At 68.7% G+C, this 20,964-nt stretch carries 25 protein-coding genes; 11 read left to right on the forward strand and 14 right to left on the reverse strand.

What is annotated here, in order from left to right:
• Window positions 1–24: 24 nt before the first annotated feature.
• Entirely contained in the window at window positions 25–1,389 is a 1,365-nt protein-coding gene (locus ACMGER_RS17185; protein ID WP_436813379.1) for a serine hydrolase, read from the reverse strand.
• Between the two features lie 235 nt (window positions 1,390–1,624).
• Here ACMGER_RS17185 and ACMGER_RS17190 point away from each other — a divergent pair, with 235 nt between their 5' ends.
• Window positions 1,625–2,398, forward strand: coding sequence for a winged helix-turn-helix domain-containing protein (locus ACMGER_RS17190; protein ID WP_436813380.1), 774 nt, complete (start codon window positions 1,625–1,627; stop codon window positions 2,396–2,398).
• Between the two features lie 250 nt (window positions 2,399–2,648).
• Here the strand turns inward: ACMGER_RS17190 and moaC are convergent, their stop codons facing one another.
• From moaC to ACMGER_RS17210, 4 genes are read right to left on the reverse strand one after another with little or no spacing between them, the layout of a single operon-like run.
• Window positions 2,649–3,125 (reverse strand): cyclic pyranopterin monophosphate synthase MoaC, encoded by a 477-nt coding sequence (gene moaC / locus ACMGER_RS17195; protein WP_436813381.1) that lies wholly within the window; start codon window positions 3,123–3,125, stop codon window positions 2,649–2,651.
• A complete protein-coding gene (gene trpC, locus ACMGER_RS17200; RefSeq protein ID WP_436813382.1) occupies window positions 3,122–3,898 on the reverse strand; it encodes an indole-3-glycerol phosphate synthase TrpC in 777 nt (258 codons plus the stop codon). The genes moaC and trpC overlap by 4 nt, the downstream gene beginning before the upstream one ends.
• Window positions 3,895–4,890: an anthranilate phosphoribosyltransferase gene (gene trpD, locus ACMGER_RS17205; protein WP_436813383.1), complete on the reverse strand. Its 996-nt coding sequence runs from the start codon at window positions 4,888–4,890 to the stop codon at window positions 3,895–3,897. The genes trpC and trpD overlap by 4 nt, the downstream gene beginning before the upstream one ends.
• Complete coding sequence (locus tag ACMGER_RS17210; protein ID WP_436813384.1) at window positions 4,887–5,471, reverse strand: anthranilate synthase component II; 585 nt, start codon at window positions 5,469–5,471, stop codon at window positions 4,887–4,889. Before ACMGER_RS17210 ends, trpD begins: the two co-directional genes overlap by 4 nt.
• Before the next feature lie 79 nt (window positions 5,472–5,550).
• On the opposite strand from ACMGER_RS17210, the gene ACMGER_RS17215 reads away from it, so the two are divergent.
• The gene (locus tag ACMGER_RS17215) at window positions 5,551–6,003 is read left to right on the forward strand and encodes a hypothetical protein (protein ID WP_436813385.1); all 453 of its coding nucleotides are present in this window, start codon (window positions 5,551–5,553) and stop codon (window positions 6,001–6,003) included.
• Between the two features lie 145 nt (window positions 6,004–6,148).
• On the opposite strand, the gene trpE is transcribed toward ACMGER_RS17215, so the two are convergent.
• Both trpE and ACMGER_RS17225 read right to left on the reverse strand, forming a co-directional pair.
• The gene (gene trpE / locus ACMGER_RS17220; protein WP_436813386.1) at window positions 6,149–7,636 is read right to left on the reverse strand and encodes an anthranilate synthase component I; all 1,488 of its coding nucleotides are present in this window, start codon (window positions 7,634–7,636) and stop codon (window positions 6,149–6,151) included.
• 1 nt (window position 7,637) lies between these two features.
• Complete coding sequence (locus tag ACMGER_RS17225; protein ID WP_436813387.1) at window positions 7,638–9,593, reverse strand: SurA N-terminal domain-containing protein; 1,956 nt, start codon at window positions 9,591–9,593, stop codon at window positions 7,638–7,640.
• A 114-nt stretch (window positions 9,594–9,707) separates the two neighbouring features.
• Between ACMGER_RS17225 and tpiA the strand changes: the two genes are divergently transcribed.
• On the forward strand, window positions 9,708–10,457 hold the full coding sequence (gene tpiA / locus ACMGER_RS17230; protein WP_436813388.1) for a triose-phosphate isomerase: 750 nt from the start codon (window positions 9,708–9,710) through the stop codon (window positions 10,455–10,457).
• 99 nt (window positions 10,458–10,556) lie between these two features.
• Window positions 10,557–10,751, forward strand: a complete 195-nt coding sequence (locus tag ACMGER_RS17235) for a hypothetical protein (protein WP_436813389.1) — start codon at window positions 10,557–10,559, stop codon at window positions 10,749–10,751.
• A gap of 9 nt (window positions 10,752–10,760) precedes the next feature.
• On the opposite strand, the gene ACMGER_RS17240 is transcribed toward ACMGER_RS17235, so the two are convergent.
• The 5 genes from ACMGER_RS17240 to serS are packed head-to-tail and all read right to left on the reverse strand — an operon-like array spanning window position 10,761 to window position 15,213.
• On the reverse strand, window positions 10,761–11,192 hold the full coding sequence (locus tag ACMGER_RS17240; protein ID WP_436813390.1) for a YbaN family protein: 432 nt from the start codon (window positions 11,190–11,192) through the stop codon (window positions 10,761–10,763).
• 33 nt (window positions 11,193–11,225) lie between these two features.
• On the reverse strand, window positions 11,226–12,167 hold the full coding sequence (locus ACMGER_RS17245; RefSeq protein ID WP_436813391.1) for a hypothetical protein: 942 nt from the start codon (window positions 12,165–12,167) through the stop codon (window positions 11,226–11,228).
• Window positions 12,168–12,212: 45 nt separating this feature from the next.
• Complete coding sequence (rimO, locus tag ACMGER_RS17250; RefSeq protein ID WP_436813392.1) at window positions 12,213–13,544, reverse strand: 30S ribosomal protein S12 methylthiotransferase RimO; 1,332 nt, start codon at window positions 13,542–13,544, stop codon at window positions 12,213–12,215.
• Window positions 13,545–13,580: 36 nt separating this feature from the next.
• A complete protein-coding gene (locus tag ACMGER_RS17255) occupies window positions 13,581–13,925 on the reverse strand; it encodes a DMT family protein (protein ID WP_436813393.1) in 345 nt (114 codons plus the stop codon).
• A 7-nt stretch (window positions 13,926–13,932) separates the two neighbouring features.
• Window positions 13,933–15,213, reverse strand: coding sequence for a serine--tRNA ligase (gene serS / locus ACMGER_RS17260; protein WP_436813394.1), 1,281 nt, complete (start codon window positions 15,211–15,213; stop codon window positions 13,933–13,935).
• A 90-nt stretch (window positions 15,214–15,303) separates the two neighbouring features.
• Here serS and ACMGER_RS17265 point away from each other — a divergent pair, with 90 nt between their 5' ends.
• From ACMGER_RS17265 to ACMGER_RS17280, 4 genes are all read left to right on the forward strand, one after another.
• Complete coding sequence (locus tag ACMGER_RS17265; RefSeq protein ID WP_436813395.1) at window positions 15,304–15,816, forward strand: host attachment family protein; 513 nt, start codon at window positions 15,304–15,306, stop codon at window positions 15,814–15,816.
• Window positions 15,817–15,996: 180 nt separating this feature from the next.
• Window positions 15,997–16,701, forward strand: coding sequence for a hypothetical protein (locus ACMGER_RS17270; RefSeq protein ID WP_436813396.1), 705 nt, complete (start codon window positions 15,997–15,999; stop codon window positions 16,699–16,701).
• A gap of 734 nt (window positions 16,702–17,435) precedes the next feature.
• Window positions 17,436–17,903 (forward strand): RNA polymerase-binding protein DksA, encoded by a 468-nt coding sequence (dksA, locus tag ACMGER_RS17275; protein WP_436813397.1) that lies wholly within the window; start codon window positions 17,436–17,438, stop codon window positions 17,901–17,903.
• 90 nt (window positions 17,904–17,993) lie between these two features.
• Window positions 17,994–18,359, forward strand: a complete 366-nt coding sequence (locus ACMGER_RS17280) for a PilZ domain-containing protein (protein WP_436813398.1) — start codon at window positions 17,994–17,996, stop codon at window positions 18,357–18,359.
• Between the two features lie 9 nt (window positions 18,360–18,368).
• Here ACMGER_RS17280 and ACMGER_RS17285 read toward each other — a convergent pair whose 3' ends face one another.
• The gene (locus ACMGER_RS17285) at window positions 18,369–18,524 is read right to left on the reverse strand and encodes a YdcH family protein (protein WP_436813399.1); all 156 of its coding nucleotides are present in this window, start codon (window positions 18,522–18,524) and stop codon (window positions 18,369–18,371) included.
• 138 nt (window positions 18,525–18,662) lie between these two features.
• Between ACMGER_RS17285 and ACMGER_RS17290 the strand changes: the two genes are divergently transcribed.
• From ACMGER_RS17290 to ACMGER_RS17300, 3 genes are all read left to right on the forward strand, one after another.
• Window positions 18,663–18,860, forward strand: a complete 198-nt coding sequence (locus ACMGER_RS17290) for a DUF465 domain-containing protein (protein ID WP_436813400.1) — start codon at window positions 18,663–18,665, stop codon at window positions 18,858–18,860.
• Between the two features lie 86 nt (window positions 18,861–18,946).
• Window positions 18,947–19,402: a DUF1465 family protein gene (locus ACMGER_RS17295; RefSeq protein WP_436813401.1), complete on the forward strand. Its 456-nt coding sequence runs from the start codon at window positions 18,947–18,949 to the stop codon at window positions 19,400–19,402.
• 21 nt (window positions 19,403–19,423) lie between these two features.
• Window positions 19,424–19,936, forward strand: coding sequence for a DUF6265 family protein (locus tag ACMGER_RS17300; protein WP_436813402.1), 513 nt, complete (start codon window positions 19,424–19,426; stop codon window positions 19,934–19,936).
• Between the two features lie 49 nt (window positions 19,937–19,985).
• On the opposite strand, the gene ACMGER_RS17305 is transcribed toward ACMGER_RS17300, so the two are convergent.
• The gene (locus tag ACMGER_RS17305) at window positions 19,986–20,939 is read right to left on the reverse strand and encodes an NAD(P)H-dependent flavin oxidoreductase (RefSeq protein ID WP_436813403.1); all 954 of its coding nucleotides are present in this window, start codon (window positions 20,937–20,939) and stop codon (window positions 19,986–19,988) included.
• Window positions 20,940–20,964: the final 25 nt, after the last annotated feature.

The raw sequence follows: 20,964 nt of genomic DNA on the forward strand, positions 1-20,964 counted from the left end.
CGCTCTATTCGGATTGGACAATGGTCATTGGGTCGGCGGCTGCGAGGCGAGCTGGTTCAGGACCGTCCGGATGCGCGTGTTGCCCGGGTCTAGCGCCAGGGCACGCGCGTAGCTTTGGCGGGCATCGGCAAGGTTTCCAGCTGCGTGATGGGCCTCGCCCAGGCTGTCATGGGCATTGGACGAATTCGGGAACTGCCGCGCATTCCACCCGAACGGCAGCAGCGCCGTATGCGGATCGAACCGATAGAGCGCGTCGTAGCCGACGCGATTGACGATTGCCTCCGCACCTGCGCCGGAGACGGCCGCGCGCAGCTCGGCGATCGCTTCGCCCCAATGGCCCGATGCGAGCCCGCGGTAGAGGCGCTCCTCATGAATTTCGGCCGGGCCTGCGGCGCCGGGCATCACACGGTCAGCCAGCAAGGCGGCGACACGGTGGCTGTCGAAGCTCATGCGGCCGCCATTGTCGAAATAGATCACGGTAGCGCAGTCGTCCGGATCGGCCGTGCGGAAGAAGTGCCGCCAGGCCAGCCGATTGTCGCCGCCATGTCCGACGATGGTGACGTCGTCATGGCGCGCATATTCCCAGCCATGAGTATGCGATGCAGGTCGGCCCGATGTCATCGCGAACGGCGCCCAGGATGCCCGCAGCGCCTCGACAGGCAAAAGGTCGCCGCGGAGCAGCGCCCGGCTCCAGCCTATCATGTCGGCGAGCGTGGTGAAGACGCCCAGCGAGGCGAACATATATTCGGGCCAGGAGGGAACGGTTAGGCGCGCCGGCGGACCATCGCGCTTCGCAAGCGGCCGATAGCTGGTCACCAAGCCCGGCAGCGAAACCGTGCCGCCGGGATAGCCGGTATGATAACCCGTGTGGCGCATCCCGGCCCCCTCGAGCTGCCGCGCGACCAACGCCGTCAGCGATATGCCGGTCGCTTGCTCCAGCGCTTCGCGCGCGAGCAGGAAATTGGTCTGGTTGTAGTCGTTGCGCGTCGCCGGGGCGAAGCGCAACGGCCGGTCGCGCAGCCTCGCGAAGACCGTATCCACGCTCGGTGTGACCAAATTGGGAAAATAGTCCGGCAGCCCCGAGACATGCGCGATAGCCTGCGCGAGCGTTATCTCCTGCCAGGCCTCGGGCAATCCGGAGCGGATCTTGCGGAGCGGCATCGCCAGATCGATGCGGCCGCGCTCCGCGGCCTTGAGCAGCTCAACGACCAAGAATAGCTTCGAGATGGAGAAGATCGGATAGACGGAGCGGCCGGTAACAGGCGTCCCGGTGTCGCGGTCCGCCAGCCCCGCGTGACGGGCATGGACCAGCGTGCCGCCGCGAAGCACTGCCACCGAATAGCCGACGGTGCCATAGGCCGATACGGTGCTATCGAGGATGGAATCCATGTCCCTTGCTACGTCTCCGGAAACCGGACGCGCCGGTGCGCGCGACGGCGGTGTCACCGCCGCGACAATGCCGGACAGGGTGAAGCCGAGCATATGGCGGCGACTGAAGGGGAGGGTGACCGGCGGTCTCGACATCGCGGCAATTGGTACCCGCCTGGAAGGAAAAGGCCCAATGACATCTCGTGACCTGGTCTGACATCTTTCGAGATGGCTAGTGCCGTTGTAGGATCGGGTAATGATCCATTTCGATGAGTTTCGGCTTGATACCGCCGCGCTCCGCGTCTTTCGAGGCGCGGTCCGGCTCGAGGCATCGCCGCAGACGGTCGAGGTGCTGGCCTATCTGATCGCGTATCGCGACTGCATCGTCAGCCGTCAGGAGCTGCTCGATCGGTTCTGGCCGCGCGCGGGCACGGGCGGCGACGCGGCGCTGAACACCTGCATTCGCCGGATTCGTACCTTGCTCGACGACGATGCGGAGACGCCGCGCTACATCCAGACACGGCCGCGCTCAGGCTATCGCTTCATTGGTGCTCTTGCCGAGGTGACCGCCGATCCGCCGCGGCGCCGGCTCGGATGGCTTGCCATCACAGGCGGTGCGCTCGCGACGCTTGTCGCCGGCGGCGCGGTATGGGCGCAGATCGGCATGCCCGCTCCACAGCAGCGGATCGCAATCGAGCCGGTGCGGGGACTGTGCGAATATGTCCTGTTCCCGAAGTTCAACGCCGGCCTTCGCGAAAGCTTTCTGGCACAGGCCAGCCGCCGCTTGCCCGAAGGCTATGGTCTCATCGCCGACGGCAGCCGGGCAGACCTGCATGTTCGCGTCGGCGTCCGGCAGACTCCAGCACGCACCGTCGTCACGCTGACGCTCGTGCAGGAAGGAAACGGCGGCATACTGTGGACGGGCGAGTTTGCCGCCAGGACCGACAGCAACGACTATGTGCCGCTGCAACGCGAGCTTGCCGAGCGGATGGCCATTGCCTTGGCGCACGCCCTCGATCAGCGGGCCTGAGCGCAGTTCCTTCCGCGGCCAGCTTGGGATCGTGTAGTGCTACGCGCCACGGCTGCTTGGCCCGGCGAACGCATGCTCGGCTACGATCGTAGTGCTACAGCGTAGGTGTAGTGCTCATCTTCATCGGGCGTGGCCCGCCACACACAGCCGTGCACCGCGTCCTTGTGTATCGGCGGGTCTTTTCTCCCTCCATTGCGAAACGATCCAGATATCAGGGATCAGCGCGGCAAAGCGCGGCCGGCAACGATCCTCAGCGTTCCGGTGCGTGCCAGTCGCCGGACTTCCCGCCGGTCTTCTCGATCAGCCGCACGCCATCGATTGCCATGGTTTTGTCGAGCGCCTTGGCCATGTCGTAGATCGTCAGCAGCGCAACGGTGACGGCGGTGAGCGCCTCCATCTCGACGCCGGTCCTCGCATCGGTCGCAGCGGAGGCGGTGGCGGTGATCCAGGTATCGCCGACTTCGAGGTCGATCGCGACGCTGGTCAGCGGCAGCGGGTGGCAGAGCGGGATCAGTTCCGCCGTCCGCTTCGCGGCCATGATCCCGGCGATTCGGGCTGTCGCGAGGACATCGCCTTTCTTGACCGCTCCTTCCCGGATCGCCGCCGCCGCGTCTGCGGACATGGTGATGCGGCCCGTCGCCACCGCGCGGCGGGCAGTGACGGGCTTGCCGGCAACGTCAACCATCCGAGCGGCGCCGGTTTCGTCGAGGTGGGTGAGCTCGCTCATCCCACCAGCGCCCGCGTCGCCGCCTCGACGTCCCGCTGGCGCATCAGCGCCTCGCCGATCAGAAAACAGCGCACGCCATGTTCGGCCATCGCGTCGAGATCGGCTCGGGTGGCGAGGCCGCTCTCGGCGACGAAGGTGCAGTCCGCCGGCGCACGGCCGACGAGCTCATAGGTACGGGCGAAGTCGACGGTGAAATCCTTGAGATTACGGTTGTTGACCCCGATCAGCCGCGACTTGAGGCGAAGTGCGCGATCGAGCTCGGCTTCGTCGTGCACCTCGACCAGCGCATCCATCCCGCGCTCGATCGCGGCGGCCTCGATCTCCGCCATCTGGCCGTCGTCGAGCGCGGCGACGATGACCAGGATCGCGTCGGCGCCGAGCGATCGCGCCTCGGCAGCCTGCCAGGGATCGATGATGAAGTCCTTGCGCAGCACCGGCAGCGGACAGGCCGCGCGGGCGGCAACGAGATAGTCGTCGGCGCCCTGGAAAAAGCGCTCGTCGGTCAGCACCGACAGGCACGTGGCGCCTCCGGCCGCATAAGCGCGGGCATGGGCCGGCGGATCGAAATCGGCACGGATCAGGCCCTTGGAGGGGCTCGCCTTCTTGATCTCGGCGATCAGGGCGTGGCTCGGAAAAGCCCTCTCCAATGCCGCCCGGAACCCGCGCGGCGGCGTGGTCGGCCGGGCGTCGAGATCGGCGACCGTCGCGCGCGCCTTGCGTTCGGCGACCTCCTGCCGCTTCACCTCCAGGATGCGGGTCAGCATGTCGCTCATGCGTAGGCGATCCAGGCGTCGAGCAGCTTTTCGGCCGCTTGGGTGTCGATCGCGGCGGCGGCCGTGGCCGCGCCTTCCCTGAGGTCGGCGGCCTGGCCTGCGATCACCAGCGCGGCGGCGGCGTTCAGGACGACCGCGTCGCGATAGGCGCTCGGCTCGCCTTTGAGCAGCCGCCGCAGCGCCAGCGCGTTATATTCGGGGTCGCCGCCGCGGATCTCGCTGAGCGGCGAGCGGGCGAGACCGGCGTCTTCGGGCACGATGCGGTCGGGCAGGGCAGGGCAGCCGACGCGGAGCACGATGCTGGGGCCGGCGCCGGAGAGCTCGTCCAGGCCCTCCTCGCCGGAAACGATCGCCGCGCTCGTCGTGCCTAGGCTGGCGAGTGCCTCGGCATAGACCGGGGCATAATCCGGCCGGGCGATGCCGAGCAGCTGGCGCGTGACGTGCGCCGGGTTGGCGAGCGGGCCCATCAGGTTGAAGATGGTGCGCCGGCCGATGCGCTGGCGGATCGGCTGGATACGGCGCATCGCCGGGTGATGGTTGGCGGCGAACAGGAAGCAGATACCGAGATCGCGGAGCGTCGCCTCCGCTTGCCCTCCGGCACGTTCCATATCGAGGCCGAGTGCCTCCAGCGTATCGGCGGCCCCGGCCTTGGACGAGGCGGCACGGTTGCCATGCTTGGCGACCGGCACGCCGCACGCTGCCACCACCAGGCTGACCGCAGTCGAGACGTTGAGCGTGTGGTGGCCGTCGCCCCCGGTGCCGCACACGTCGATCGCGCCTTCGGGGGCTGCGATCGGGATCAGCCGCTCGCGCAGCGCCCGCGCGGCCTCGGCGATCTCGATCGAGGTCTCGCCGCGCTCGGTGAGGCCGATGAGAAAAGCCGCGATCGCCTCCTCGCTGGCGCGGCCGTCGAGGATGTCGGCGAAGGCCTGCGCCGCCGATTCGTGGCTGAGCGGTGTCGCGGGATCGGGCAGGCGGGCGAAGGTGGTCACGCCGCCGCCCTGCGGTTGTCGCCGGTCGTCGCGACGAAATTGGCGAGGAGGGCATGGCCGTGCTCGGTGGCGATGCTCTCCGGGTGGAACTGGACGCCGTGGATCGGCAGGTCGCGGTGACGCAGCCCCATCACGCTCGCGTCGTCGGCGGCGGCATTGACGATCAGCGTGTCCGGCATCTCCTCGACGATCAGCGAATGGTAGCGAGTCGCGGTGAAGGGCGACGGAATCCCCGCGAACACGCCGGTGCCGTCGTGACGCACCGGCGAGGTCTTGCCGTGCATCAGGCCCCCACGGACGACCCTGCCGCCGAAATGCTGGCCGATCGCCTGATGCCCCAGGCACACGCCGAGCAGCGGCCGGCGCGCCTCGGCGCAGGCGGCGACCATGTCGAGGCAGATGCCCGCCTCGTTGGGCGTGCACGGCCCTGGCGAGAGCAGGATGCCGCTGGCGCCCGTCGCGAGCGCCTCGGCTGCGGTCAACGCATCGTTGCGCACCACCTCGACCTCGACCCCCAGCTCCATCAGATAATGGACCAGGTTCCAGGTGAAGCTGTCGTAATTGTCGACGACCAGGATCATGATTTCGCCATAGCCGCCGTTCAGGAGAGCGCAACATGCGCTGTGCTTGAGGCGTTGAAAGCCCGAGGAGTCTCCCCGAATGATCGTTCCGCTGATCGCCGCGCTGCTCGCTGCCGCTCCGGCGCTGCCTCAGGACCAGGCGCCGGCCCAGGCCCAGGCAAAGACGCAGGGGCAAAATCAGACCGTGGCCGACACCCAGGGCGGCGAGGTGAAGCGCGTGCGCAGCGTTACCTTGACGCCAGGCCAGTCCTGCCCCCGCTCGACCGCGGAGGAGATCGTCGTCTGCTCGACGCTCGACGAGCCCTATCGCATCCCCAAGCAGCTCCGCGACCGGCCCAAGCAGACCGCGCCGAGCACCTCCTGGGCGGTCAAGGCCGACCGCGCGATGGAGGATGGTCGCAAGGTGTTGCCGAACAGCTGCTCGACGATCGGCACCAACGGCCAGACCGGCTGCACGATGAAGATGCTGCAGGCCTGGGCGGCCGAGCAGGCGGCGAAGAAGAACGGCCAGCAGGTCGATCCGGAGGATTGATTCGCAGAATCCCTCTCCCTTTTGGGAGAGGGAAGGGGCCCGCCGCCGAAGGCGGTGGGAAGGGTGAGGGTGACCTCGCCGGCGTAGACACCCTCACCCTTCCGTCGCTTCGCGGCTCCCTCCCTCTCCCGTCGGGAGAGGGAATTTACTGCCCGAACCCCGCCTCGCCCGCCCGCGCCACGGCTTCTCGGGCGGCGGCGATGAGCGCCCCGGCCTTGGCCTCGCATTCGCGCTGCTCATAGGCGGGGTCGCTGTCGGCGACGATGCCGGCGCCGGCCTGGACGTGCATCATGCCGTCCTTCACCACCGCGGTCCTCAGCACGATGCAGCTGTCCATGCTCCCGTCCGGCGAGAAATAGCCGACCCCGCCGGCATAGGCGCCGCGCGTCTCCGGCTCCAGCTCGGCGATGATCTCGCACGCGCGCACCTTGGGCGCGCCGCTGACGGTGCCGGCGGGAAAGCCCGCGAACAGCGCGTCGAGCGCGTCGCGGTCGGGCCGCAACCGGCCGACCACGTTCGAGACGATGTGCATGACGTGGCTATAGAATTCGATGCCGTAGCTCTCGGTCACCTTGACCGATCCCGCCGAAGCGACGCGTCCCACGTCGTTGCGGCCCAGATCGAGCAGCATCAGATGCTCGGCGCGCTCCTTGGGGTCGGCGAGCAGGCTTTCGCGGTTCGCCTCGTCCTCGGCGGCGGTGTGGCCGCGCGGGCGGGTGCCGGCGATCGGGCGGATCGTCACCTCGCCGTCGCGCACGCGTACCAGGATCTCCGGGCTCGAGCCGATCAGCGCGAAGCCGGGCAGGTCGAGGTGGTAGAGGAACGGCGACGGATTCACGCGCCTGAGCGAGCGATAGAGCTCGAACGGCGGCAACGTGAAGGGCACGGCGAAGCGCTGGGCGAGCACCACCTGGAAGATGTCGCCGGCGACGATATAGTCCTTCGCCCGCAGCACCATCTCGCGATAGCGCCCCTCCGGCAGCACCGGCATCGGCTCCACCGCCGCATGATCGGCGCGCACCGGCGGCGGCAGCTGCGCGGCGGCCAAGCGCGCGGCGGTGGCGTCGAGCCGCTCCACCGCGGCATCGATCGATCCGCCCGGCCACACCGGCGCGACCAGGAACAGCGCGTCGGCGAGCCGGTCGAACACCAGCAGCACCGTCGGCCGCACGAAGATCATGTCGGGCAGGTCGAGCGGACTCGCCGGCGCCCGCGGCAGGCGCTCGACCAGGCCGACCGTCTCGTAACCGAAATAGCCGACCAGGCAGGCGAGCGCGCGCGGCAGCTCCGGCGGCACCTCCATCCGGCATTCGGCGACCAGCGCGCGCAGCGCCGCCAGCGCCGGCTCCGCGGCCGGCGCGAAGGCGTCGCGATCGGTGAGCCAGTCCGGGTTGACCTCGGCGGCATCGCCGCGCGCGCGGAACACCAGGTCCGGCGCCAGCCCGATCAGGCTGTGCCGCCCGCGCACCGACCCGCCCTCGACCGATTCGAGCAGGAAGTCGCCGCGCCCCGGCTCGATCAGCTTGAGCGCCGCCGCGACCGGCGTCTCGGTGTCGGCGACCTGCCGGCGCCACAGCAGCGCGGGCCGCCCGGCGGCGAGCGCCGCGCGCGCTTCGGCAACGCCCTCCGTCACCTTATTGCACGCCCGCCCCGCCGCCGGTGAGCTCGCCGCGCACCTTGGCGATCGCGCCGTCGTTGCGCTTGACGCCGACATGCGCCCGCACCGCAGCGGTGAACTGCTCCGCCAGCTCGCGGCCTGAGACGCTGCCGAGGCCGGCGCGGGTCTGGTCGATCACCGCCCTGTTGCCCTTGGCATTGCCCTCGTGGATCTGGTCGAGATAGACCACGAACCAGCCGCTGCGATTGGGCGCCTCGACCATCTTCGCGGTCTTGGCGCGCATCGAGAACATCAGCGCGACCGGCGGCGGGAGCTGCGCGCGCTGGGCGGCGAGCTGGGCGCGGGAGATGTCGAGCGGCTGGGTCGGCGGCAGCCTGAGCCTGGTCTCGGCCAGCGCCTGCGCCAGCGACATGCCCTTGCCGGCCTTCGCGACCACCTGCACCGCCTGCTCGCGCGCGGTCTTGAGCGCGCGGTCGATCGCGAAGTCGCGGAGCACCTGCTGCTTGATCTGCGCCAGTGGGCGCGGCGCGGCCGGGATCACTTGGCCCACGCCCACCACCGCGAAGCTGCCGTCCGCATCGATCTGCACGAGCTGTGGCGCGTCGCCCGGCTCGGCGGTAAAGGCCGCGCCGGCGATGCGCGCGATCAGCGGATCGGGATTGGTGCCGGGCGCCGTATCGGGATCGACGCCGCCGGCGAGCAGCGGCTTGGTCGCTTCGCCCTTCAGCTTGGCGTCGGCCATGATCTCGTCGAAGGTCGCGCTCTCGCCGATCGCGTCGTCGATGCTGTCGTGGATCTTGGCGAGCGCCTCGGTCGTCTTGGTCTTGGTCAGCTCGGCGACGAGCTCCGGACGTGCCTGTTCGAGCGACTTGGCAGGCACCGCCTCGACATTGTCGACCTTCGCGACGTGCCAGCCGAGCGGCGAGCGCACCGGCCCGATCACCGCGCCCCCCGGCGCGGCGAAGGCGGCGTCGGCCACGGCCGGGGCGGTCTGGCGGGCGAGGGCGGCCTTGTCGAGCCCGGTGAACTTGCTCGGTTCGAGGCCTGCGGCGCGCGCGGCGGCGTCGATCGACGTGCCTGCCTTGACCTTGGCCGCGATCGCGTTGGCGCCGGACTGGTCGAGCACCACCACCTGGGTGATGCTGCGCTTCTCCGTCGCGGCGAAGCGGGGGGCCTGGCTCTTGTAGGCGGCAGCGATCTCCGCCTCGGTCGGCTTGGCGTTGGCGGCGACGTCGGCGGAGCGGACGATCGCGTAGCGCGCGACGCGGCGCTCGCCGAGCGTGTAGCGGCCGCGATTGCGGTTGTAATAGGCTTGCAGCTCGGCATCGGGCGGCGGCGCGCCCAAGTCGACCGCCGATACCGGGATATAGCCGATCGTACCCTGCCGCCGCTCGAGCAGCAGCGAGGCATAGGGCAGCGCGAGCTGCTCCGGGACCTGCGAGGCGCCCATTGTCGGCGCGAGCAGCTGGCGCGCCAGCGCCTCGCGGACGATGTCCTCGCGTATCTGCTGGTCGGTGAGACGCTGCTGGCGCAGGATGTTGTCATAGGCCTGCTGGCTGAACTTGCCGTCGGGGCCCTGGAAGGCAGGGATGCTCGCGATCTCGCCGTCGACCGCCTTCTTGCTCATCGCCATGCCGACCGAGCGGGCGAACTCCTGCAGCGCCAGGCCGTCGATCGTGCGGCCGAGCACGGCGTCGAGACCGCCGCCGTTGACGAAGGTCGTCATGTCGAGCGCCGGCTGCTGCTGGCGATAGGCGTCGAGCGCGACGTTGACGCGCGAGCGCAGCTCCGCCTCGCCGATCTTGACCTTGCCGACCTCGGCCACGTTGCCGCCGAGCAGCGAACCCTGGTTGCTGCCGCGCAGCCCGGTGATGTCGCCCGCCGCAAAGGCCAGCGCGATGATCGCCAGCACGCCGAGCGTGATGATCACGCCGAAGCGCGAATAGATGATGCGGCGGAATAAGCTGAGCATGGCGGCCTTGCGCAATCGGTGGAAGGCGACGCTTTAGGGGGGTGCGCGGGCGCCATCAAGCTTGTGTGCAAGCGCCACCGCGCTATCCGGGACATAGGAGCCGATGGAGAGAACATGACGCGACGCAAGCTGGTGGCGGGGAACTGGAAGATGCACGGCGACCGCGCGAGCCTGATCGAGCTCGACACGATCGCCGCGGCGGCGAAGGCGGCACCGGCGGTGGACGTCGCCCTGGCGGTGCCGGCGACGCTGATCCACTTCGCCGCCGAGCGTCAGCCCGGTCTCGCGATCGGCGCTCAGGACGTCCACGCCAACGACAAAGGGCCGCACACCGGCAACATTTCGGCCGCGATGGTGAGGGAGGCCGGCGGCGTCTTCACTATCGTCGGCCATTCGGAGCGGCGCGCCGACCATGCTGAGACCAGCCATGACGCCTGGGCCAAGGCCGCGGCGGCGTACCGCCAGGGCCTCCGCGTGATCCTGTGCTGTGGCGAGACCGAGGCGGAGCGCGACGCCGGCCGCGCCGAGCGCGTGGTGCAGGCGCAGATCGAGAAGTCGCTGCCCGAGAATGCCGACGGCGACTGGCTGACGCTCGCCTACGAGCCGCGCTGGGCGATCGGCACGGGACGCACGCCGACGCTGGACGAGATCGCCGCGATCCATGCGATCGCGCGCGCCAAGATGCGGATGATGGTCGGCGACGCGGCGGACCGCATCCGCATCCTCTACGGCGGCTCCGTGACCGGCGACAATGCCGAGGCGATCATGCGTACCAGCGATGTCGACGGTGCGCTGGTCGGCGGCGCCAGCCTGACCGCAGCCAAGTTCGTGCCCATCGTCGAGGCGGCGGCGCGGATCGGATAATTTCCCCTCGTCGATCGGATGGCGAGATTTTACAGGAGTTTACTTGCCAGATCGACTGGTTGCGCGCTCTGAGGCGCCGAACCAGCCGAGTCCGCCGCCATGCTTCCCGAAATCCTGTTCCTGCATGAGCAAGCCCTCAGATGTCTGCGCCTGGCCAGGGCGGTCGGGGACGAGGAGACGCGGCAGGGGCTCGAGGAGCTGGCGGTGGAATTCTCCGAACGCGCGGCAGCGCTGGAGCGCGGCGAAACGCCGCAGCCCCTGGTCCCGCCCGTCCGGCGCCGCGTCCGCGGCTGACGGCGCCCTTCATTCGACCGGCCTCGGAGCGGGCCGGCTGAGGATGAACGCGGCGCAGGCCACCATCACGGCGGCGACGATCAGGTCGACCGTGAGGCTCGGCCGCGCTCCCCACCAGAACAGCGCATAGCCGAGCGCGATCCCGCCGCACGCCATCGCCTTCGCGCGCGGGCTGATCGCCCCGTCCTCACGCCAGGCCCTGAGGGTCGGGCCGAAGCGCGGATGCGTGAGCAGCCATCTCTCCAGCCGCGGCGATGAGCGGGCGAAGCAGCCGGCGGCCAGGATGAGGAAGATCGTCGTCGGCATCAGCGGCAGCAGCGCGCCGATGAAGCCGAGCGCCGTGAACAGCCAGCCCAGCGCCAGCCACACAGGTCGCGAGAGCTCGCCTGAGCGCGGAGGTTCCCGTTCAGACGGTGCATCGCGTCCGGTCCGCTTGTTCACGCGATCGTCTCCCTCGGCACCGACGGGAGCCTATCAGCGGAATGTCAGGGCGGGGAGGGGGCTCGGCCGCTTTTCGGGCCCGGCGCACATGCCCATGGCGCGGTCGATCATCCACAGCAGCCGGTCGCGCGCCTTCGCCAGCTCGGCGGGGTCGAGCCCGCGGTCCTGCGTCTCGAAGTTGAGGTAATCGAGGTGGTGAAGCACGGCATAGTTGGACAGCGAGCCGTCGCTGTTGACGACCCGTTCGTGCACCACGTTGAAGTCGGCGGCGAGCATCGCGTCGTTGCAGAAGGCGTCGCTTTCCGACTGCGTGGCGAGATAGGTGGCGAAGGCGACCGTATCGTCATCGTCGAACGGATAGGCGCGGCCTTGCGACCGGCTCGGGCGCAGCGTGGCATCGCAGTAGCGGATCGAGATGATGCCGTTGCCGGAAGTGTCGCCTTCGGGCGGGCAGGTCGAATCGGTGGGATCATAGCCCCTGGCGTTGGTGTGGAGCGCGATGATCGGCCAGGCGCCCTCTACGACCGCCGCCAGCACCTGCGAAGGATAGCGCGGCAGGCCGTCGTGAAAGTTGCGGTTGGGATCGATCGGCCGCCCGAACCTGACCGCGCGGTTGAGCCGTTGCCCGTCGCGCTGTCCGGCGACGCCGGAATCGACCGCGATCAGCGTGCCGCCATATCGGCGGACCGCGGCCAGTGCCGCCTCGAAACCCGCATTCTCGTTGTCGTGAGGCACGAACCAGAGCGGCCCTTGCGGCCGCGCCGGATCGGCGATGCGCCACAGCCGCCAGGTCGCGCGCTCCTCGGTGAAGGTGATGCGGCTCGCCTCCAGCCCGCGCCATTCGGCGGGGTCGCGGTGGCGCGCGAAATCGTCGTCCGCGACCGTCAGCGGGTCGATATGGGCGACGGCGATGTCGGAGGGGCCGGCACCGACCATGAACAAGGTCGCCAGCGCGATCAGCGACCTCATACCCATGCCACCCCCTATTCCTGCGAGCCCTTTCGGGCGACCGGGAGGCGCTTAAGCCGTTACCGGCGCGCCATAAAGGTCGTGCTCGTCGGCGTCCTCGATCGTCACGCGGACGATGTCGCCCGCAGCGAGGTGGCCGGCATCGCGCAGGAACACCTGACCGTCGATCTCGGGCGCGTCCGCCGTGGAGCGGCCGGTGGCGCCATCCTCGCCGACCTCGTCGATGATCACGTCGAGCGTACGACCTACTCTCGCCTGGAGCTTGGCGGCGGAGATCGCCGCTGTCTTCGCCATGATGCGCGCGTAGCGCTCCTCCTTGACTTCCTCCGGCACCGGATCGGGGAGGGCGTTGGCACTGGCGCCCTCGACCGGTTCGAAACGAAAGGCGCCGACGCGATCGAGCTGTGCCTCGTCGAGCCAATCGAGCAGGAACTGGAAATCCTCCTCGGTCTCGCCGGGGAAACCGACCACGAAGGTCGATCGGATCGCGATATCGGGGCAGATGCTGCGCCAGTTCCGCAGCCGTTCCAGCACCTTGGCGTTGTTGGCCGGGCGCTTCATCGCGCGCAGCACCTTTTCGCTCGCATGTTGGAAGGGGATGTCGAGATAGGGGAGCACCAGCCCCTCGGCCATCAGCGGGATGACCTGGTCGACATGGGGGTAGGGATAGACGTAATGCAGCCGCACCCAGGGCGCGATCCTGCCCAGCTCGCGGGCGAGATCGGTCATGTGCGCGCGCACCTCCCCGCCCTTCCACATGCGGGGCTGGTGGCGGATGTCGACGCCGTAGGCCGAGGTGTCCTGGCTGATCACCAGCAGCTCCCTGGTGCCGGCGGCGACCAGCTTCTCGGCCTCGCGCAGGATCGCGTCGGGGCGGCGGCTGACGAGGTCGCCCCGCAGGCTCGGGATGATGCAGAAGGCGCAGCGGTGGTTGCAGCCCTCGGAGATCTTCAGATAGCTGTAGTGGCGCGGCGTGAGCTTGAGCCCCGCCTCCGGCACCAGGTCGAGATAGGGCGACGGGACGGCGGGCGCAGCCTCGTGCACCGCCTCGACGACCTGCTCATATTCATGGGCGCCGGTGATCGCGAGGACATTGGGGAAGCGCTCGCGGATGACCTCGGCCTCCTTCCCGAAGCAGCCGGTGACGATGACGCGGCCGTTCTCGGCGATCGCCTCGCCGATCGCCTCCAGGCTCTCCTCCTTGGCGCTGTCGAGGAAACCGCAGGTGTTGACCAGCACCACGTCGGCGCCGGCATAGTTTTGCGACATCGCATAGCCATCCGCGCGCAGCTTGGTGAGGATGCGCTCGCTGTCGACCAGGTTCTTGGGACAGCCGAGCGACACCATGCCCACGCGGGGCGGCCGAGGGAGTTGGGTTGCCATGAGTGCGCGCGCACATAGTGAATTGCGCGCAAAAAGCTAGAGCGGCCCCCGGAATACGAACCAGGCGCCGAGCGCGATCAGCGCGAAACCGACGGCATGATTGACGGTGAACCGCTCGCCCAGCCACAGGACCGAGAAGACCGCGAAGACGGTGAGGGTGATCACCTCCTGCATCGCCTTGAGCTGGGCGGTCGAATAGACGGCGCTGCCGAGGCGGTTGGCCGGAACGGCGAGGCAATATTCGAGGAAGGCGATCCCCCAGCTCGCCACGATCACGATCGCGAGCGGCTGCGCCTTGTAGCGCAGGTGACCGTACCAGGCGAACGTCATGAATACATTCGACGCGAGCAGCATCAGGATCGGAGCGATGCGCTCGATCATCGCCGGCTCAGGCGCTGGGTTCGAGTCGGTTGAGGCCGCGCAGATACGGCTGGAGCGCCTCGGGCACCGCGACCGCGCCGTCCTGCTGCTGGTAGTTCTCGATCACGGCGACCAGCGTGCGTCCCACCGCCAGCCCCGAGCCGTTGAGCGTATGGACGAAGCGCGTCGCCTTTTCACCCGCCGGCCGGCAGCGCGCATTCATGCGGCGCGCCTGGAAGTCGGTGCAGGTCGAGCAGCTCGAGATCTCGCGATAGCGCCCCTGGCCGGGCAGCCACACTTCGAGATCGTAGGTCCGGGCGGCCGAGAAGCCCATGTCGCCGGTGCACAGCTTCATGCGGCGGAAGGGGAGGCCGAGCCGGGTCAATATGTCCTCGGCGGCGGCGGTCATCCGCTCATGCTCGGCCTCGGACTGTTCGGGGGTGGTGACGGAGACCATCTCCGCCTTCTCGAACTGGTGCTGGCGGATATAGCCGCGCGTGTCGCGTCCGGCGGCGCCCGCCTCCGAACGGAAGCAGGGGGTGAGCGCGGCGAAGCGCAGCGGCAGCGTCTCCTCGGCGAGGATCTGCTCGCGGACGATATTGGTGAGGCTCACCTCGGCGGTCGGGATCAGCCAGCGGCCGTCGGTGGTCCTGAACAGGTCCTCGGCGAACTTGGGGAGCTGGCCGGTGCCGTAGACCGCTTCGTCGCGCACCAGCAGCGGCGGCACGACTTCTTCATAGCCGTGTTCGCGCGTCAGCGTGTCGAGCATGAACTGGCCCAGCGCGCGATGGAGCCGGGCGGCGGGCCCGCGCAGCAGTGTGAACCGCGCGCCCGCGAGCGCCACGCCGGTCTCGAAATCAAGCCCGAGCGCGGGGCCGAGCGCGTCATGCTCCTTCGCCTCGAAAGCAAGGACCGGCGGTTCGCCGACGGTCTTCTCCAGCGCGTTGTCGGTCTCGTCGGCGCCGTCGGGCACGTCGGCCAGCGCCAGGTTGGGGATCGAGGCGAGGCGGGTGGTGAGCTCGTGCCCAACCTGCTGCTCCTCGTCCTCGAGCGCGGGCAGCCGCTCCTTGAGCGCCGCCACTTCCGCCATCAGCGCCTGCGCCGTCGCCTCGTCCTTTTGCGCCTTGGCCGCGCCGATCGCCTTGGAGGCTTCGTTGCGGCGTGCCTGGCCCACCTGGATCTCGGTGATCAGCGCGCGGCGGCGCTCGTCGAGCGCGGCGAGGCCGGCGGCCTGGGGCTCCAGCCCGCGGCGGGCGAGCGCGGCGTCGAAGGCGGCGGGATCGTCGCGGATCAGGCGGATGTCGTGCATGGGGCGGGGCTATGGCGGGGGGCGGTGAGCGGCGCAACCCCGGCGGAACCCAGGGCGTTGGTTGACGGCAACGAGAAAGAGGAGAAGCCCATGCGAGTTCCGCACGATGCGGTGGTCGTCGTCGCCGACGGTCGCAAGATGCTGATGCTGAGGAACGAAGGTGACGCCGGTCGCATCAACCTGCAGGTCGAGCACCATGAGGTGAAGCCCAATCCTAGGGACGGCGAGCAGAAGAGCGATGCCGCCGGCCGCGCTTCCTCCACCCAGTCGGGCCCCGGCGCGCCCGCGGTGGCGCGGAACGGATCGATGCACGCCCGCGGCGGCGGCGCCCAGTTCGCGCCCTCGCGCGGGAGCATGGAGGAGACCGACTTCCACCAGCTCGAGGAGGATCGCTTCGCAGCGGAGACCGCGGCGCTGCTCAGGGAACGCGCATTGCGCAACGATTTCGAATCGCTGATCATCGTCGCCCCGCCCAAGACATTGGGAGAGCTCAGGAAACACTATCACAAGGAGGTCAGCGACCGGCTGGCGGCGGAGATCGGCAAGGACCTGACCGGCCACACCGTTCCGCAGATCGAACAGGCATTGACCGCCGCCGACTAGAATCCTCTTGCTCGGATTGAAGCAGTGCTAGTGCTCCTGCGAAGGCAGGAGCTCAGGCGGCGAGCGATACGCCAGTGGTCCAGGGCTCCTGCCTTCGCAGGAGCACGATTCCGCTGCATCCGAGGCTCTAATGGCGGCGCGGCTCAATCCTTCGCGGCCGCCACCTTCTTGGCGAAGCGCTTGCGGGCGACCAGCGCCGCGGCGGCGCCGCCGAACAGCAGGACCATCGGCGGCGCCGGTACCGGCGTCGGGTTGCCGCTGCTCGAGCTGCTGGTGCTGCTGCCGTGGCCGCCGTTCGAGCTCCAGCCGCCGTTGGACGACCATCCGCTGCTCGTCGAGGAGGAGGTCGAGCTGGATGTCGATGATGAGGTCGACGACGAGACGTCGCCCGACGACGAGGATGACGTGGAGGACGAGGTCGACGAGGACACGTCGCCGCTTGAGCTCGACGAGGTCGAGGACGAGACGTCGCCGCTCGACGACGAGGTGGAGCTGACGTTGCCCGAGGACGAGGTGGAGCTGACGTTGCCCGAGGACGAGGTCGAGCTGACGTTGCCGCTCGACGTCGATGACGAGGAACCGCCGCTCGACGTGGAGGAGGAGGAGCCGCCGCTCGAAGTCGAGCTGGAGGAACCGCCGGTCGATGTCGACGAGCCTCCGCTCGACGTCGACGAACCGCCGGTCGAGGTGGAGGTGGACCCGCCCGTCGATGACGAGGTCGAGGAGATGACGACCCCACCCGAACCGCCGCCACCGCCGCCGAAGAAGCCGCCGGCGAAGAAGCCGCCGCCGAAACCTCCGAAACCGCCGCCGCCGAGCACGGTGCCGCCACCGCCACCGCCGCCGCCTGCGACGATCGGCATCTCGCCGCTCGATCCGGTGTAGGGCGGGGGCAGCGGGATCGGCGCGCCCTGCGCGGTCATCACCACCGCCGGCGTCGTGGTGGTCGTGGTGCGGGTGACGATGCAGCGCAGCCGCCGCGACGCGCCGGTGCCGATATAGCTGCGGGTGATCTTGGTCCCCGGTGCCGCCCGGCACACCGGGCGCGCAGCGACACGGACCTTGCGCACGACGCGCTTCTTCACGATTCGCGGCTTGGCGACCTTGCTCGAATAGATGCGCTTGGCCTGCGCCTGCTCGGCGACATGCACCGCGCCGCCACCGACCAGCGCCCCCCCTGCCGCGCAGGCGCACAATTTAGCGAGAGCCATCCGTACCGACATGTCCCACTCTTCCGTCCAGCGCGGCCGCTGCGTCATGCAGCTATCCGTTGCGCCATGCGAAAGAAGTGCAGAACAAAGCGTTAAGTGCAACGGCATTAACCATGGTTCCGGTCCCAATTTGCAAAAATCACGCGGGGCGCCGCTCGAGATCATGGTTAATGTTCTATTCGGGGACATTTTCAGCGACTTGGTGCGACGGACGGGGCGTTTCCCGGCCATTCCTCAACATCCGCCGGCAGCTCCGCTCAGCGCCTCGCGATCTCCGGCGAAATAGAGCTGTGGAAAGAATGACCGGCCGCTTGTGGAGGGCCGCGGCTTTCCCTATAGGCCACGCAGGGAAAAGGCGGTCTCCCGGGGCGGTCTCGGACCGGGGAAAGCCGGTTTGGAGAGTTGGGGATGGCCACTGTTCTTGATCCGTCGGGCGATTTCGAGGCCTGGCGCGTTCCAGCGAATGACGAAGGCACCGACGGCTATCGGCCGAGCGCCGACGAGCCGTTCATGAATCCGCGGCAGCAGGAATATTTCCGCAAGAAGCTCAATGCCTGGAAGGAAGCGATCTACCGCGAGGCGCAGGGGACGCTGTCCCAGCTCCAGACCGACTCGCTGCGCGAGGCCGATCTCGCCGATCGCGCGACCAGCGAGACCGACTGGTCGATCGAGCTCAGGACCCGCGACCGCCAGCGCAAGCTGATCGCCAAGATCGACGCGGCGCTGCGCCGGATCGACGAGGGCGAGTACGGCTATTGCGAGGTCACCGGCGAGCCGATCTCGCTCGCGCGGCTGGAGGCGCGGCCGATCGCGACGATGACGGTCGAGGCGCAGGAGCGGCACGAGCGCAACGAGCGCGTCTCGCGTGACGACTGAAGCGGCTGGACCGGGCCGCAGCGGCTCGGTTAACGCTTTGGAAGGCGATCCATGGTGTAAGCCATGGCCTGCTTTGCTGGACCGATGATCATGGACCAACTTTCGTACGATTCGCTGGTGTCGGCCGCATCCGGTGATTCGCAGCGCAGCGGGGGCCGCGACAGCCTGCTGCTCGCGGCGAACCTGCGGATGGCGGGGCTCGACGAGCCGGTGCAGGTGCGCGTGCGCAACCTTTCCGCCGGCGGGCTGATGGCCGAATATGCCGGCCCGGTCGACGTCAACGATCCGCTGGAGATCGAGGTGCGCGGCCTCGGCTGGGTGCGCGGCCGGATCGCCTGGGCGACCGACGGCCGTATCGGCGTCGCCTTCGAGAAGCCGGTCGATCCCAAGGCCGCGCGCAAGCCCGTCGGCACCGGCCGGCGGTCGACGCCGCCGACCGGTTACACCGGGCGCTGAGGCGCTCCGCTAGAGGAGCGTCATTTCCTCCTTGACGCGCAGCTTGCGGCGTTTGAGCTCCGCGATCATCAGCCGGTCAGGCAACGGGCGCGCCTGCTCATCGGCGATCTTGCGATCGAGCGAGGCGTGCTTGGCCTCAAGCGCCGAAATATGCGCGGTCTGCATGGATGCGGTCCTCCTGCAAGGGTTGCGGGACCGATGAGTAAATCACTGTTCGGCGCGCTTGTCGCGGGGCAATTTCGGTGCGATCGATAGGCCGTGCGATTTTCGCGCGGCGGGGCGATCGAAAGGGGCTGGAGGCGCGTGGACGAGGCCGAGATCCAGCGGCGAGTCGAGCTTCTCAGGGTCGAGCATCGCGACCTCGATGACGCCATTGCCGCGCTGGCCGCGAACGCAGCGCCGGACCAGCTCCAGATCGCACGCCTCAAGCGCCGCAAGCTGCGCCTGCGCGACGAGATCGCGCTGCTCGAGGACCAGCTCATCCCCGACATCATCGCCTGAACGGCCGCGCCGGATCGGGAAGTTTCGGGATAGATACTCCCATCGAATCCTTTTGCTTTCCGGCGGTTCGTGGCACGCTCTGCGGCATGGCAAGTGAGCACGCGCATCTGCACCGGCGACTGATCGATTCGCTCTACGTCGAGGCGATGCTGCTCGCGGACGAGGCGCGGGGCTATTTCGACGAGGTCGGCCGTGGCGACCGCGAGTCGCTCGATGCGTTCTCGCGGGTGGTGTTCTCGTGCGAGTCGATGAAGGTGACGACACGGCTGATGCACGTCATCGCCTGGCTGCTCACCCAGCGCGCGGTGCAGGTTGGCGAGCTCAAGCCGAAGGATGCGCTCGATCCCTCACGGCGACTCGGCGATGCGCCGGAGAGCGAGGAGCAGGTGATCGACGTCATGCCCGACGCGGCGCGCGTGCTGATCACCGCGAGCATCGACCTCCACCGCCGCGTCGCCCGCCTCGATCGCGCCCAGGGCGAACCGCCGCTGACGGTCAGCCCGGCGCGGGCGATGATCGACCGGCTGGCGCTGTCGTTCTAGATGGCCCGATCGATACGCAGGATGGGCTCCGTCACATTGCTCGCTGCGTTGTTGTTCCTGGCTCCGGCGGCGGCGCAGGATGTCGATCCGCGCGCCATGATCCGGCTCCATGCGCAAGGGCAGGCCTCACCGTCCGCAGCGGTCGCCGATATGGCATGGATCGAGGGTCACTGGATCGGCCAGATGCCCGACGGCCCGGTGGAACACGTCATCCTCGGCCCGCGATCGGGGCATCTCCCGGGCTTCGTCCGGGGCGTGGATCCGAGGGGTGTGTTTTTCTACGAGATCAGCCTGTTCGTGGAGACTGGCGGCTCGCTTGCCTATCGCGTCAAGCATTTCGGCGAAGACTTGGCGGGGTGGGAAGCGCAGGCGGATTACATCAACCGTCCGCTGGTCGCTCGCGACGGAGAGCGATTCTACTTCGACGGTATCACCTTCGCCCGCACCGGGCCCGACAGTTTTACCGTTTACTTCCTGAACCGAGTGAACGGCGAGGAACGCGGAACGCTAGTCATTCCATTCCGGCGCAAATGATCGCGCCTGCATCTCCTTGAGGCACTTCGTCGCGTAGGCGAGGAGGGAGTTACAGGGCCGCGATCCGCGCCTTCGCGGCGCGGTATTCCGCTTCGAGACGGTCGACGCGCGCCGCCACCGGCTCGATCTCGTGGACCGCGCCGATGCCCTGGCCCGATCCCCAGATGTCGCGCCAGGCCTTGGCCTGGTTGCCGCCGAAGTTCATCGTCTTGAGGTCGCCCTCAGGCAGGTTATCCGGGTCGAGCCCCGCCGCAGCGATCGAGCCGCGCAGGTAGTTGCCGTGCACGCCGGTGAAGAGATTGGAATAGACGATGTCCGACGCATGGCCGCCGACGATCGCCTGCTTGTAGGCATCGACCGCGTTCGCCTCGTCGGTGGCGATGAACGGCGAGCCGATATAGGCGAGGTCGGCACCGCACGCCTCAGCCGCCAGGATCGCGCCGCCGTTGGCGATCGCGCCCGACAGCACCAGCGGCCCGTCGAACCATTCGCGGATCTCCTGCACGAAGGCGAAGGGGTTGAGCCGCCCGGCATGGCCACCGGCGCCCGCGCACACCGCGATCAGTCCGTCCGCGCCCTTCTCGATCGCCTTGTGCGCGAACTGGTCGTTGATGACGTCGTGGAGGGTGATCCCGCCCCAGCTGTGGACCGCGGTGTTGAGCTCCTCGCGCGCGCCCAGCGAGGTGATGACGATCGGCACCTGCCATTTGGCGCAGGTCGCGACGTCGGCTTCGAGCCGATCGTTGGAGCGGTGGACGATTTGGTTGACCGCGAACGGCGCGGCGGGGCGATCCGGATTGTCGCGGTTCCACGCGGCGAGCTCCTCGGTGATCCGGTGCAGCCATTCGTCCAGCAGCGACTGCGGCCGCGCGTTCAGCGCCGGGAAGGAGCCGACGATCCCTGCCTTGCACTGGGCGATCACCAGGTCGGGACCGGAGACGATGAACAGCGGCGAGCCGATGACGGGAAGCCGCAGGCGGTCGAGGATCGGGGGCAGGGCCATCGGTCCAGTTTCATAGCGCAACCGA

The sequence above is a fragment of the Sphingomonas astragali genome (assembly GCF_051400615.1).
In the GTDB taxonomy this organism is placed as follows: domain Bacteria; phylum Pseudomonadota; class Alphaproteobacteria; order Sphingomonadales; family Sphingomonadaceae; genus Sphingomonas.

Bases quoted from the DNA above. Each gene is read 5' to 3' on its own strand.
- ACMGER_RS17190 (WP_436813380.1), top strand. From the start codon at position 1,625: ATGATCCATTTCGATGAGTTTCGGCTTGATACCGCCGCGCTCCGCGTC.
- ACMGER_RS17305 (WP_436813403.1), bottom strand. From the start codon at position 20,939: ATGGCCCTGCCCCCGATCCTCGACCGCCTGCGGCTTCCCGTCATCGGC.
- ACMGER_RS17225 (WP_436813387.1), bottom strand. From the start codon at position 9,593: ATGCTCAGCTTATTCCGCCGCATCATCTATTCGCGCTTCGGCGTGATC.
- ACMGER_RS17185 (WP_436813379.1), bottom strand. From the start codon at position 1,389: ATGGATTCCATCCTCGATAGCACCGTATCGGCCTATGGCACCGTCGGC.
- rimO (WP_436813392.1), bottom strand. From the start codon at position 13,544: ATGGCAACCCAACTCCCTCGGCCGCCCCGCGTGGGCATGGTGTCGCTC.
- ACMGER_RS17235 (WP_436813389.1), top strand. From the start codon at position 10,557: ATGCTTCCCGAAATCCTGTTCCTGCATGAGCAAGCCCTCAGATGTCTG.
- ACMGER_RS17255 (WP_436813393.1), bottom strand. From the start codon at position 13,925: ATGATCGAGCGCATCGCTCCGATCCTGATGCTGCTCGCGTCGAATGTA.
- ACMGER_RS17210 (WP_436813384.1), bottom strand. From the start codon at position 5,471: ATGATCCTGGTCGTCGACAATTACGACAGCTTCACCTGGAACCTGGTC.
- ACMGER_RS17245 (WP_436813391.1), bottom strand. From the start codon at position 12,167: ATGGGTATGAGGTCGCTGATCGCGCTGGCGACCTTGTTCATGGTCGGT.
- serS (WP_436813394.1), bottom strand. From the start codon at position 15,213: ATGCACGACATCCGCCTGATCCGCGACGATCCCGCCGCCTTCGACGCC.
- trpC (WP_436813382.1), bottom strand. From the start codon at position 3,898: ATGAGCGACATGCTGACCCGCATCCTGGAGGTGAAGCGGCAGGAGGTC.
- dksA (WP_436813397.1), top strand. From the start codon at position 17,436: ATGGCCACTGTTCTTGATCCGTCGGGCGATTTCGAGGCCTGGCGCGTT.
- tpiA (WP_436813388.1), top strand. From the start codon at position 9,708: ATGACGCGACGCAAGCTGGTGGCGGGGAACTGGAAGATGCACGGCGAC.
- ACMGER_RS17215 (WP_436813385.1), top strand. From the start codon at position 5,551: ATGATCGTTCCGCTGATCGCCGCGCTGCTCGCTGCCGCTCCGGCGCTG.
- moaC (WP_436813381.1), bottom strand. From the start codon at position 3,125: ATGAGCGAGCTCACCCACCTCGACGAAACCGGCGCCGCTCGGATGGTT.
- ACMGER_RS17280 (WP_436813398.1), top strand. From the start codon at position 17,994: ATGGACCAACTTTCGTACGATTCGCTGGTGTCGGCCGCATCCGGTGAT.
- ACMGER_RS17295 (WP_436813401.1), top strand. From the start codon at position 18,947: ATGGCAAGTGAGCACGCGCATCTGCACCGGCGACTGATCGATTCGCTC.
- ACMGER_RS17265 (WP_436813395.1), top strand. From the start codon at position 15,304: ATGCGAGTTCCGCACGATGCGGTGGTCGTCGTCGCCGACGGTCGCAAG.
- ACMGER_RS17285 (WP_436813399.1), bottom strand. From the start codon at position 18,524: ATGCAGACCGCGCATATTTCGGCGCTTGAGGCCAAGCACGCCTCGCTC.
- ACMGER_RS17300 (WP_436813402.1), top strand. From the start codon at position 19,424: ATGGGCTCCGTCACATTGCTCGCTGCGTTGTTGTTCCTGGCTCCGGCG.